General features: G+C 45.8%; 9 protein-coding genes, 2 tRNA genes, 1 rRNA gene and 1 pseudogene. 12 read left to right on the forward strand and 1 reads right to left on the reverse strand.

Features of this window, described 5'->3' with window-relative positions; all coding sequences use genetic code 11:
- Window positions 1-9: 9 nt before the first annotated feature.
- The 9 genes and pseudogenes from ACNOGP_RS06655 to ACNOGP_RS06695 all read left to right on the forward strand — a co-directional run bounded on the left by ACNOGP_RS06655 (window position 10) and on the right by ACNOGP_RS06695 (window position 9,836).
- Window positions 10-303 carry a PG0541 family transporter-associated protein gene (locus tag ACNOGP_RS06655; protein ID WP_007758092.1) on the forward strand — a complete coding sequence of 98 codons (294 nt, stop codon included), beginning with the start codon at window positions 10-12 and terminating at the stop codon, window positions 301-303.
- 167 nt (window positions 304-470) lie between these two features.
- Window positions 471-1,862 (forward strand): SGNH/GDSL hydrolase family protein, encoded by a 1,392-nt coding sequence (locus ACNOGP_RS06660; RefSeq protein WP_418214374.1) that lies wholly within the window; start codon window positions 471-473, stop codon window positions 1,860-1,862.
- Window positions 1,849-2,766, forward strand: a complete 918-nt coding sequence (locus ACNOGP_RS06665) for an SGNH/GDSL hydrolase family protein (protein WP_418214742.1) — start codon at window positions 1,849-1,851, stop codon at window positions 2,764-2,766. The genes ACNOGP_RS06660 and ACNOGP_RS06665 overlap by 14 nt, the downstream gene beginning before the upstream one ends.
- On the forward strand, window positions 2,753-4,240 hold the full coding sequence (locus ACNOGP_RS06670) for an MBOAT family O-acyltransferase (RefSeq protein WP_418214375.1): 1,488 nt from the start codon (window positions 2,753-2,755) through the stop codon (window positions 4,238-4,240). Before ACNOGP_RS06665 ends, ACNOGP_RS06670 begins: the two co-directional genes overlap by 14 nt.
- A gap of 43 nt (window positions 4,241-4,283) precedes the next feature.
- Window positions 4,284-5,282, forward strand: coding sequence for an aldo/keto reductase (locus ACNOGP_RS06675; protein ID WP_418214376.1), 999 nt, complete (start codon window positions 4,284-4,286; stop codon window positions 5,280-5,282).
- Between the two features lie 326 nt (window positions 5,283-5,608).
- A complete protein-coding gene (locus ACNOGP_RS06680; protein WP_186968665.1) occupies window positions 5,609-5,977 on the forward strand; it encodes a hypothetical protein in 369 nt (122 codons plus the stop codon).
- Window positions 5,978-6,009: 32 nt separating this feature from the next.
- A pseudogene (locus tag ACNOGP_RS06685) lies at window positions 6,010-6,918 on the forward strand (IS3 family transposase); the annotation flags it as partial.
- Window positions 6,919-7,141: 223 nt separating this feature from the next.
- Window positions 7,142-8,356 (forward strand): IS256 family transposase, encoded by a 1,215-nt coding sequence (locus ACNOGP_RS06690; RefSeq protein WP_121765586.1) that lies wholly within the window; start codon window positions 7,142-7,144, stop codon window positions 8,354-8,356.
- A 1,117-nt stretch (window positions 8,357-9,473) separates the two neighbouring features.
- Window positions 9,474-9,836, forward strand: coding sequence for a hypothetical protein (locus tag ACNOGP_RS06695; RefSeq protein ID WP_229092508.1), 363 nt, complete (start codon window positions 9,474-9,476; stop codon window positions 9,834-9,836).
- A gap of 251 nt (window positions 9,837-10,087) precedes the next feature.
- On the opposite strand, the gene ACNOGP_RS06700 is transcribed toward ACNOGP_RS06695, so the two are convergent.
- Window positions 10,088-10,264 (reverse strand): hypothetical protein, encoded by a 177-nt coding sequence (locus ACNOGP_RS06700; RefSeq protein WP_418214377.1) that lies wholly within the window; start codon window positions 10,262-10,264, stop codon window positions 10,088-10,090.
- Window positions 10,265-10,669: 405 nt separating this feature from the next.
- Here ACNOGP_RS06700 and ACNOGP_RS06705 point away from each other — a divergent pair.
- The 3 genes from ACNOGP_RS06705 (at window position 10,670) to ACNOGP_RS06715 (ending at window position 12,655) form a co-directional block, all read left to right on the forward strand.
- Window positions 10,670-12,198: ribosomal RNA gene (locus ACNOGP_RS06705) — 16S ribosomal RNA — on the forward strand.
- 232 nt (window positions 12,199-12,430) lie between these two features.
- Window positions 12,431-12,504 (forward strand) — tRNA-Ile (locus ACNOGP_RS06710).
- Window positions 12,505-12,581: 77 nt separating this feature from the next.
- Window positions 12,582-12,655 (forward strand) — tRNA-Ala (locus ACNOGP_RS06715).
- Window positions 12,656-12,738: the final 83 nt, after the last annotated feature.

Below are 12,738 nucleotides of genomic sequence, written 5' to 3' on the forward strand. Positions count from 1 at the left end.
GAAAGAAATATGAAATCAGTACTGATAACATTCGACCAGGCCTATTACGAACGAATCATGTCATTGCTCGACCGTTTGGGATGTCGTGGCTTCACCTACCTTGAGAAGGTGCAGGGACGTGGTTCGAAGACGGGCGACCCGCATTTTGGAAGTCACGCCTGGCCAAGTATGTGCTCGGCCATCATCACGGTAGTCGAAGATCACAAAGTAGACCCATTGCTGGATACGCTGCATAAGATGGACCTGGAAACGGAGCAATTGGGTTTGCGCGCGTTTGTATGGAACATTGAGCGGACTATTTGATATCCGTCTACTTTCAGTTGACCAAGCGCGGATTAACACGGATTTATCGCAGATTGAATGTAATCATTGCGAAAATCTGTGTTAATCCGCGCTTAATTATTATTTCCGACACCGCTTTTTCTTACTGCTTTTATCTATCTTTGCGGTCGTTTGGGATTTAGATCATTATGGAGATAATAAAGAACTATTTGAAATATTCGTTGTGGTTTGTATTGATTGTCTTTGCAGCCTTATTGGGGCTTCATTGGCTTCCGGCCATTACCATCGACGGACATACGATGCGTCGCGTGGACTTGTTGAGCGACCTTCGTTATCCGGAACCGGAGTCCGTTGCTGCCGATTCGGACAGTATACCCTTGCCACCTGTGATAAAACCGGTTTTTGTAGATACCTGCCGTGCCGGAATGACTTGCATTGAGGATTACAGTGATTCCACCCATCGGGGCATGGCTCCTTTTTATGAAGCTCTCAATCGCCTTTCTTCCGGTTCCGAAGACGACAATCTGGTACGTATAGCTGTGTTCGGCGACTCCTTTATAGAAGCTGATATCTTTACGGCCGATCTTCGCGAAATGCTTCAAAAACGGTTTGGAGGTTGCGGTGTCGGTTTCGTGACCATCACCTCCATGACAAGCGGTTACCGTCCTACGGTGCGGCATACATTTGGCGGATGGTCCAGCCATGCGGTGACGGACAGCGTCTATTTCGACAGGAAGAAGCAGGGGATTTCCGGACATTATTTCGTACCCCGGAGTGGCGCATACGTGGAACTGCGTGGACAAGACAAATACGCTTCGTTGCTTGATACCTGTCAGCGTGCTTCCATCTTCTTTTACAATAGAGACTCCCTTCATCTTTCCGCCCGTGTGAACAAAGGAGAAAGCCGTAACTATTCGCTGTCTCCTTCGGGCGGTTTACAGGAAGTGCGGGTGGACGGACGCATCGGTTCCATACGTTGGACGGTGGACCGTGCCGACTCTACGCTCTTTTATGGATTGGCGATGGATGGAAAGCAAGGAATAATTCTCGATAACTTCTCGCTGCGCGGCAGTTCCGGACTTTCCCTGCGCGGCATTCCGCAGCAAATGTTGAAACAGTTTAACCGCCAGCGTCCTTACGATCTGATTATTCTTGAATATGGATTGAATGTCGCAACGGAACGCGGACGCAATTACGATAACTACCAGAAAGGGCTGTTGGCAGCCATCGAACATCTCAAAACGTGTTTCCCGCAGGCGGGAATCCTGTTGTTGAGCGTGGGCGACCGTGATTACAAGAACGAAAACGGCGACCTCCGCACCATGCCGGGAGTCAAGAACCTGATTCGTTATCAGCAGAATATTGCCGCCGAAAGCGGTATCGCATTCTGGAATATGTTCGAGGCTATGGGAGGAGAAGGGAGTATGGCAAAACTTGTCCATGCCAAACCGTCTATGGCAAACTATGATTATACACATATCAACTTCCGTGGCGGTAAACATTTGGCGGGACTTCTCTATGAGACATTGATATATGGCAAAGAACAATACGACAGGAGGCGTGCTTATGAGAAAGAATAGCCTGTTGCCCTTCTTTGTGCTTGTTCTGGCAGGCATTTTGTTTGCTCCTTGTTCTCTTTCGAGGATGATGGCGCAAGACCGTATCCCTGTTTGTCCTCCATTGAACAAGGTGCAGAAAGGCGTCAAACCTTTGCGGGAAATGATTTGGGCGAATGATACCATCCCTGTGCAGACTTCCTTCCCGTCCGCTTTCCGTGAAACCGGGCGAAATGAAATTATCGACAGTATTGCCCTGCTGACACCTGTGCTCGAACGACTCCGTCAAGTACGTGCGGGACTGTCCGAAGATACGGTGCGTATCGTACATATTGGCGACAGCCATATTCGTGGGCATATCTATCCTCAAACCACCGGTATGCGGCTGGCCGAAACTTTCGGTGCTGTTTCCTATATAGATAAAGGAGTGAACGGCGCCACTTGCCTTACTTTCACCCATCCCGACCGCATCGCCGAGATAGCAGCGCTCAAACCCGAATTGCTGATTCTCTCTTTCGGAACCAATGAAAGCCATAACCGGCGTTACAATAGTAATGTGCATTACAACCAGATGGATGAACTAGTCAGACTCCTGCGTGCCGCACTCCCTGATGTGCCTATCCTGCTGACTACTCCGCCCGGTTCGTATGAGAGTTTCCGTCAAAGAAGGCGGAGACGTACGTATGCCGTCAATCCCCGCACGGCGACTGCGGTGGAAACCATTCGCCGCTATGCCGGAGACCATCGTCTGCTGGTGTGGGATATGTATGAGATAGTCGGCGGCAAAAAACGTGCCTGTAAGAACTGGGCGGAAGCGAAGCTGATGCGTCCCGATCATGTGCATTATCTTCCCGAAGGATATATCCTGCAAGGAAATTTATTATACCAAGCCCTTATCAAAGCATACAACGATTATGTTTCCCATTGATATAGATTTCAGTAGATTAAAAGAGGTGTTTACCTACGATCCGCAGGCACCGATGATATTCAGTAGTGGTATCTTTCTTTGGTTGTTTGCCGCTTTTATGGTGGTGTACGTATTGTTGCAACAGAAATATACCGCCCGCATCTTGTTTGTCACCCTTTTTTCTTATTATTTCTACTATAAAAGTAGCGGTACTTACTTTTTCCTGCTTGCCATTGTCACGGTTTGCGACTTTCTGTTGGCGCAACTGATGTACCGCACTGAAGGATATTGGAAACGCAAAGGGTTGGTCACCTTGAGTCTGGGTGTCAACTTGGGACTTCTGGCTTACTTTAAATATACCAATTTCTTGGGAGGTGTCATCGCGTCCCTGATGGGGGGAGAGTTCACGGCCCTTGATATATTCCTGCCGGTCGGTATCTCCTTCTTCACGTTCCAGTCGCTGAGCTATACCATCGACGTCTACCGGAAAGAAATCCAGCCGCTGACGAGTCTGCTCGATTATGCCTTTTACGTATCATTCTTCCCGCAGTTGGTGGCAGGTCCTATTGTCCGTGCCCGCGATTTTATTCCGCAAATCAGGAAACCTCTTTTTGTCTCGCAGGAGATGTTCGGACGGGGCATCTTTCTGATTCTTTCCGGCCTGTTCAAGAAAGCCATTATTTCCGATTATATCAGTATTAACTTCGTAGAGCGTATTTTTGAAAATCCGACGCTCTATTCGGGTGTTGAGAATCTGATGGGAGTGTACGGCTATGCCTTGCAGATTTATTGCGACTTTTCCGGATATAGTGATATGGCTATCGGCATCGCACTGTTATTGGGCTTCCACTTCAACCTTAACTTTAATTCTCCTTACAAGTCGGCCTCCATCACCGAATTCTGGCGTCGTTGGCATATCTCTTTGTCCAGTTGGCTGAAAGATTACTTATACATCTCTTTGGGTGGAAACCGGAAAGGGAAGATCCGGCAATATCTGAACCTTATTATTACCATGTTTTTGGGAGGGTTGTGGCATGGAGCTTCCTGGAATTTTGTTCTTTGGGGCACATTTCACGGTGTTGCACTGGCGATGCATAAAATCTGGATGACGATAACCGGACGGAGGAAAGGAGAACAAAGTTACGGTTGGCGACGTGTGTTTGGCATTATCATTACCTTCCACTTTGTCTGTTTCTGCTGGATATTCTTCCGTAACGCCGATTTTCAGAATTCGATGGATATGCTGGGGCAGATATTTACGACTTTCCGTCCCCAACTGTTCCCTCAGTTACTTGAAGGCTATTGGAAAGTATTCGCGCTAATGCTGCTTGGCTTCCTGCTTCATTTTGCTCCCGATAGCTGGGAAAATGCAGTTTGCCGGGGAGTGATTCGCCTGCCGTTCGCAGGCAAAGCTGTGTTGATGGTGGCTTTGATTTATCTTGTTATTCAAATGAAGAGTTCGGAAATACAACCGTTCATTTATTTTCAGTTCTAATTCCGGTTATAGTTCTAATTGAAACCTATAAAAATATCGCCTTATGGAAAATTCTCTCAATTATCAGCCTGTTGCCGACCGTTACGAACGGATGCCTTATAAATATTGCGGCAAAAGTGGTCTGCAACTTCCTCTTATCTCTTTGGGATTGTGGCATAATTTCGGCAGTGTGGACAATTTCGAGATAGCGACCGACATGATTAAGTTTGCTTTTGATCATGGAATCACTCATTTTGATTTGGCAAACAATTACGGTCCTGTTCCTGGAAGTGCGGAATCCAATTTCGGCAGGATTCTGCAAGAGAACTTTCGTGGTTATCGGGATGAGATGATTATCTCTTCCAAGGCCGGACATGAAATGTGGGCGGGACCTTATGGCGGCAACAGCTCCCGTAAAAATCTGATGGCGAGCATTGACCAAAGTCTCCGTCGGACAGGTTTGGAGTATTTTGACATCTTTTATAGTCACCGTTATGACGGAGTGACTCCGGTAGAAGAAACCGTCCGGACATTGATTGACATTGTGAAGCAAGGGAAAGCGCTGTATATAGGAATCTCTAAATATCCCCCCGAACAAGCCCGTATCGCCTATGAGATGATGGCAAAAGCCGGTGTACCCTGTCTTATCAGCCAATACCGGTATAGTATGTTCGACCGTGCGGTGGAGGCTGAATCACTTCCTTTGGCGGCGGAATATGGTTCCGGTTTCATCGCTTTTTCTCCTTTGGCGCAAGGATTGTTGACAGATAAATACCTGAACGGCATTCCGGAAGGTTCCCGTGCTGCACGTTCTTCCGGCTTCCTCCAGCGTTCGCAAGTAACTCCCGAAAAAGTAGAAGCCGCCCGGCAATTGAATGAGATTGCCCGTCGTCGTGGACAGACTTTGGCGGAAATGGCTTTGGCATGGGTACTGAAAGATGAACGAATGACATCGGTGATTGTAGGAGCAAGTTCTGTAAAGCAGTTGGCGGACAATCTGAAAACATTGGAGCATTTGGAGTTTGCAGAAGAAGAACTGCAAGAGATTGAACGAATATTATAAAAAATTCCTATCTTTGTAAGAAAGGTATCTTTGTTATCATAAAGAAGAGAGTATGAGCAATAAAATTTATCCGTTCGGCATTCAGATAAATAATACATTGTATTCTCCTCTTTATGAGTTTGAATAGATAAATCATCTGCCATCTTACACCAATTACACCTTATATTGTTGAATACTAGTATATTAATAGGGTGTAGGATAGTGGTGTAGGATGGTTGCAGATGCGGTGTATCCTACACCTTTCCCTCGCTCATCCTTATGCCTTGCTTTACTTATCCTTACACACTGTCTTGTTTTAAAATAGGTTGACTCCTAAAATCCCAATTATGGAAAAGGATCAAACATTACGTCTGTCATCTGCCTTGGAGCGGGTGAAAATGCATCATCACATCTATGAGATGTATTATGTCAACAAAAAATCAAAAGGGGAGATTTTTCAGGAAACAGGTCTTTCCCGTTCTTCTTTCTATCGAGTTCTTCGTACCTTTGAGTCCTGTAATCCCCAAATCGCTGAAGAGATGAAGAAACAAGGCAAGGATGTCACTCCGGCAGATTATGACAAGCTCAAGCAGGAAGTGGCATTATTAAAGAAGCGACTGGCAACAGAGAAGCTGCGTGCCGACTTCTATGAAGAGATGGTCAACTTCGGTAAGGAAGTATATGGCATTGACTTAAAAAAAGCTGGCACCAAGTAGTCAGCAGGCTTCACACACGCGATGTCAGGGTTTATCCTGTGACGTCGCTGTGTGGACTGCTTGGTAAGAGCAAACAAGCCTATTACAAACATGTGGACACCCTGATGTCCAGACTGGCCGAAGAGGCTTTCTGCGTGGAGTATATCAGGGAAATCCGCGGTAAAGATCCCGGTATAGGCGGGGGCAAGCTATGGGAGATGTACAACAAGAAGTTTGGTAAGGATCACGGTGTGGGCTACAACCGTTTCTACGACATCGTCGAGAAGTACAACCTCAAGGTACGCAAGAAGAAGCGCCGCGCCCGCACCACGAACTCCGATCATGCCTATCCTACCTATCCCGACCTGACACGACGGCTCATCCCTGAGTCCTCCAACCGGTTATGGGTAAGCGATATTACCTATATACCATTCTGGACTGTACCGGAAAAGGGTCTATATGATTTCTGCTATCTGTCACTGGTTACAGATTGTTACAGCAAGGAGATTGTCGGTTACAGCGTTGGCGCAACATTGGAAACTCTATACCCGATGGAGGCTCTGGAGATGGCCCTGAGACGTATAAAGGATGTCAAAGTCCTGAAAGACTCTCTCATCCATCATTCTGACCGTGGCGTGCAATACGCCAGCTACGAATACACCGGTCGCTTAAAGAGCCTCGGCATCAAGATCAGTATGACTGAAACTGGGGATCCGAAGGACAACGCTGTGGCCGAGAGGGTAAACAACACCATCAAAAACGAACTGCTCAAGGATATGGAATTTTTCAGCATCCACGGGGTGAAAGCTGCCGTCGAAGCCGCCATAGACTTCTACAACAACGAACGGCCTCACATGAGTCTGGACGGAATGACGCCGACAGAGGCGGGCAAGCAGGTTGGAGAAATAAAAAAAAGATGGATCAGTTACCGCGAGAAAGCCATCAAAGAGGTTGCAACTTAGGGAAATATCACTAACTTTGCATTGACCCACAAAGAATGTCCTACACAACCGCAGGGAGAGAGGAATCATACCCTAAGATAATCTCCTCGCTATTGTTTGATATTTTTTAAGTCAACCTTAATAGCAAATAGCGAAAAAGAGCGTCAACTTGTAGAGGTTGTAAATTAAACTGTGTCAACAAAGGGAATGAATAAAATATTAACTTTGCAAACACAGTTTATTTATGAGCGAAGAATTTGATTTTGAAAGTATCAAGAACAAGGCCATCGAACAGCTAAAAGCCGGTAAGCCCTTGTTGGGAAAGGATGGAGCGTTTGCTCCCTTATTGGAGAGTATTTTAAATGCGGCCCTTGAAGGCGAGATGGATGCCCATCTCTCCGATGAAGAGCGTATGAGTGGCAATCGTCGTAACGGAAAGATGCGGAAGCAGGTACAGACTTCCATGGGTGAAGTGACCGTATCTACTCCGCGTGACCGCAATGCCACGTTTGAGCCTCAATTTATAAAGAAGCGTGAGACCATTCTTGCCGAGGGTGTTGCAGACCGCATCATCGGGCTTTATGCTTTGGGAAACAGCACACGTGAGATAAGCGACTGGATGGAAGAGAATCTGGGTAACCGTGTATCTGCCGAGACAATCAGTTCCATCACCGACCGTGTACTTCCGGAGATAAAGGCATGGCGTTCCCGGAGTCTGGACCCGGTTTATCCGATAGTCTGGCTCGACGCCATTCATTACAAGGTAATGGATGACAGAGGTTGTGCCGTCAGCCGTGCGATCTACAATGTCCTGGCTATAGACAAGGAAGGACGTAAGGACTTACTTGGCATGTATATCTCTAAAAATGAGGGCGCAAACTTCTGGCTGAATGTGTTGACCGATTTACAGAACCGTGGCGTGCGTGACATCCTCATAGCTTGTGTCGACGGTTTGAAAGGCTTCCCCGATGCCATCCAAAGCGTGTTCCCCAATACCGTCGTCCAACTCTGTATCGTCCATCAGATACGCAATTCCGTCAAGTATGTCGGCAGCAAACATCAAAAAGAGTTCATGAAAGACCTGAGACGTGTCTATGGCGCTGTAAGCAAGGAAGCCGCGGAAACAGAGCTTCTTAATCTGGATGAGAAATGGGGTGAGAAATATCCGATTGTCATCAGGTCATGGCAGGACAACTGGGAAAGGCTTGCTGAATACTTCCAGTTTACACCGGATATACGCCGCATGATATATACCACCAATACTGTCGAGGGCTATCATCGCCAAGTACGGAAAGTTACAAAAAACAAGGGCGTATTCCCTAATGATACCGCCCTTGAGAAGCTTGTCTACCTCGCTTACCGCAACATACGCAAGAAATGGACCATGCCCATTGCTAATTGGGCGGCCATCGCTGGGCAATTAGCGATAAAGTTTGGAGATAGATTTAAATTATTGTAATTTTACGCTCGTCGGGACGGGTGGTCCCGCCCCTTGGCGCTGGCCGCTCCCCGACCGATGAGTTTGAAAGGAAAATAGAGCATGACACAGTTTATTTTACGCCCCCCAACTTGTAATAAAAATAAGTATTAACTGAGTCAACCGACTTTGAAAATAAGCCTTAAAGTGGTCAACTAAAAACATTAAACCACACACTTTTCCTTGCCATCCTGCTTTTCATCAAGTGTTTCCTGCGTATGAAACTTTAGTTTCACCCGCTTGAAACTTTTGTTTCCCTTGCTTGAAACTCTAGTTTCATCTGCCTGAACCTTTAGTTTCCCCTGCTTGAACCTTTAGTTTCATTTGCTTGAACTTCTAGTTCCCTGTGGTGAAACTACATTTTCTGTTACTTGAAACTGTCTGTTCTACCGCTCTCTTTCGGCTCTTGATGCTTGCTTTTCAGTCATTACTGCCTGTCTTCTCAGTCATTAATAGCCTATGTGTTGAGTATTAATACCCTGTACATAGGTTGTTAATATCCCATATATGAGTTATTAATATCCTATATATTGCTTATTTATATCCTGTATTTAGGTCGTTAATGTGTTGAGTATCTATTGTTTATACTTTTTACTCATCATCTGCCGTCCGGTGATAGGCGGGTGATAGGTGACAGATGCGGTGATAGGTTGCTGGCAACCTGTCACCATGCCTTAAACTCCGATGAACAGGGACGTTCACGATTGCCGGTGATAGGTGATAGAGGAAAGTGCGAAAAATATCTATGTATAAGTTTTCCGGGCTGATTATTTTTTTCTCTGTATTACTTGTTTAATAGAAATTTATAGCTACTTTTGTCGTAGCATACTTTCGTGCGTTGAAAGGAGCTTTGTTTTGTTTTTTATCGAGAACGGTTATTTGTTGCATTCATATATGAAAATCCGCTAATTTTTTACCAGTGAATGGCAATGAGTGACAGGTCTCACGCAACATTGTATATATAACCTTGTTATATGTCCAATTGAGCGTGGGACTATCACTTATGTTCACTGGGGGTCTTAGCGGATACCTATATATGGCATAAGCAGATAGTTCCTGCGCTCTCTTTTTTAATGAACCCTCGCACCATCGGGAACTGATGCGTACAAAACAATACGTGATGAATGCAGATTTTAAAGTCGATATTGTCCGCCTGATGCAGCATCCCATAATGAAAAAGCCTCTCGGTGATCTGAGTGAATCCGAACTGTGCTGTGCTCACGACATCCTTCGTCGTCTGATAGATTCTTCCGGTGATGAATCCTTCACTCTTGTTGATGTTCTCCAGATCTCCCGTTTGTACTATGCTTGGGGCGAACTTTCCTATGTCATGGGTGAAGACCCTGAAAAGACAATCAGGCATTTCCGCTCCTCCCTGCGTTTTCTGCAGAAAAGCGGTATTGACCTTAGTCTGGCTAAATGGCTTGAGTTGGTAAGTTTGCGGATCTCTGAGGAGCTGTAAGATGAAAATCCGATTTGTTTTTGCTTTATACGGATAAGATGCCGGTCTTGCGTAGAGAGAGTAGTCTATTCTGGAGAAATTATGTTTAGATAGAGAATCTTTTAGTCTGGAGGAGAAATGCTTTTAACGCCGTTTGTTTGGTTTCACCCTAGCTCTTATTTCGTTTTATCCCTAACCAGTTGATTTGAGAGGCGTTGAAAGTCTGAAGGTTTCTTGCCTTTAGTCCTCCTCAGAAAGAGAGTGTCCGACGTTTATTCGTTGGTGCTCTCTTTCTTCTCACTTCTCTTCTCTTTCTCTCTTTTCTCTCTTTTCTCTTTGCGCGCACACATACGCACGCATGAATATAATAATGTATCCTTTCCCTCGCTTCCATTGTCCTTTTCTCCCGCTGTTGAAAAAATATGTTCTGCAACATCGTTATGATTCAATGAGTTAGCGTTTTCCTTTCAAAAAACTTCAAAAAAATAGTGGAATATATTTGGATGTTATGTATAAAGTGTCTACTTTTGCACCCGCTTTGCTAGAGAGACAGAGCCTAATGATTGACATTCTGCTAAAGAATAAGGGTTCAGAAAATAAAAACAAAAAACTTTCGAAAAAGTTTGGAGGTTATCTGAAAAAGTCCTTATCTTTGCATCCGCTTTCGCAAAGAAAGCAGGCGCGGCAGAAGCCACGTTAGTTCTTTGAAATATTGATAAACAATACAAGTAGTACAAGTTAAAATAGAACCGTCAATGCTTATATAATATAGGTATAGAAAATAGAGTCAATAAATTGTACGGCATCCTGAACAGAGCAAAATGCTATCCTATGGGATAGATGAAAATACTTTTACAATGAAGAGTTTGATCCTGGCTCAGGATGAACGCTAGCTACAGGCTTAACACATGCAAGTCGAGGGGCAGCATTTCAGTTTGCTTGCAAACTGGAGATGGCGACCGGCGCACGGGTGAGTAACACGTATCCAACCTGCCGATAACTCCGGGATAGCCTTTCGAAAGAAAGATTAATACCGGATGGCATATGATTATCGCATGATAATCCTATTAAAGAATTTCGGTTATCGATGGGGATGCGTTCCATTAGTTTGTTGGCGGGGTAACGGCCCACCAAGACTTCGATGGATAGGGGTTCTGAGAGGAAGGTCCCCCACATTGGAACTGAGACACGGTCCAAACTCCTACGGGAGGCAGCAGTGAGGAATATTGGTCAATGGACGGGAGTCTGAACCAGCCAAGTAGCGTGAAGGATGACTGCCCTATGGGTTGTAAACTTCTTTTATACGGGAATAAAGTTATCCACGTGTGGATTTTTGTATGTACCGTATGAATAAGGATCGGCTAACTCCGTGCCAGCAGCCGCGGTAATACGGAGGATCCGAGCGTTATCCGGATTTATTGGGTTTAAAGGGAGCGTAGGTGGACAGTTAAGTCAGTTGTGAAAGTTTGCGGCTCAACCGTAAAATTGCAGTTGATACTGGCTGTCTTGAGTACAGTAGAGGTGGGCGGAATTCGTGGTGTAGCGGTGAAATGCTTAGATATCACGAAGAACTCCGATTGCGAAGGCAGCTCACTGGACTGCAACTGACACTGATGCTCGAAAGTGTGGGTATCAAACAGGATTAGATACCCTGGTAGTCCACACAGTAAACGATGAATACTCGCTGTTTGCGATACACGGTAAGCGGCCAAGCGAAAGCGTTAAGTATTCCACCTGGGGAGTACGCCGGCAACGGTGAAACTCAAAGGAATTGACGGGGGCCCGCACAAGCGGAGGAACATGTGGTTTAATTCGATGATACGCGAGGAACCTTACCCGGGCTTAAATTGCATTTGAATAATCAAGAAATTGGTTAGTCGTAAGACAAATGTGAAGGTGCTGCATGGTTGTCGTCAGCTCGTGCCGTGAGGTGTCGGCTTAAGTGCCATAACGAGCGCAACCCTTATCTTCAGTTACTAACAGGTCATGCTGAGGACTCTGGAGAGACTGCCGTCGTAAGATGTGAGGAAGGTGGGGATGACGTCAAATCAGCACGGCCCTTACGTCCGGGGCTACACACGTGTTACAATGGGGGGTACAGAAGGCAGCTACACGGCGACGTGATGCCAATCCCAAAAACCTCTCTCAGTTCGGATCGAAGTCTGCAACCCGACTTCGTGAAGCTGGATTCGCTAGTAATCGCGCATCAGCCATGGCGCGGTGAATACGTTCCCGGGCCTTGTACACACCGCCCGTCAAGCCATGAAAGCCGGGGGTACCTGAAGTACGTAACCGCGAGGAGCGTCCTAGGGTAAAACTGGTAATTGGGGCTAAGTCGTAACAAGGTAGCCGTACCGGAAGGTGCGGCTGGAACACCTCCTTTCTGGAGCGATGCCGTAATAAGTTGAGAGTTGAGAGTTGAGAGCCAGGAGTTTACTCCCATTATCTGGACTTGCTTTCTCACTGAAAAAAATGATGACTTTAAAGGTTCTGTTTTTGTACTACTGGTACTTGTTTATTTATAGATATAGATCAACCATCTATAGAATTATAGATAGAGATAAACAAGAGAAAAAGAAGCCGAGTCTAACTCAACAGGTAGACAAGGTTGAACTAGTCCTATAGCTCAGTTGGTTAGAGCGCTACACTGATAATGTAGAGGTCGGCAGTTCAACTCTGCCTGGGACTACTTCGAGAATGTTGACGATTGTCTGGCAGTTGTAAGTATCACTCTCAACTTTCCATTCTCCAGTCTCAACTTATTCCGGGGGATTAGCTCAGCTGGCTAGAGCATCTGCCTTGCACGCAGAGGGTCAACGGTTCGAATCCGTTATTCTCCACGATCTCTGAAAAGAGAAACGATCTTTGACATGATGATACAAAAAGTAAAATTTTAGTAAGAGCTAAAAGTATATATCGAACC

It is taken from the genome of Bacteroides difficilis (assembly GCF_048319815.1).
Taxonomy (GTDB): Bacteria; Bacteroidota; Bacteroidia; order Bacteroidales; family Bacteroidaceae; genus Bacteroides; species Bacteroides zhangwenhongii.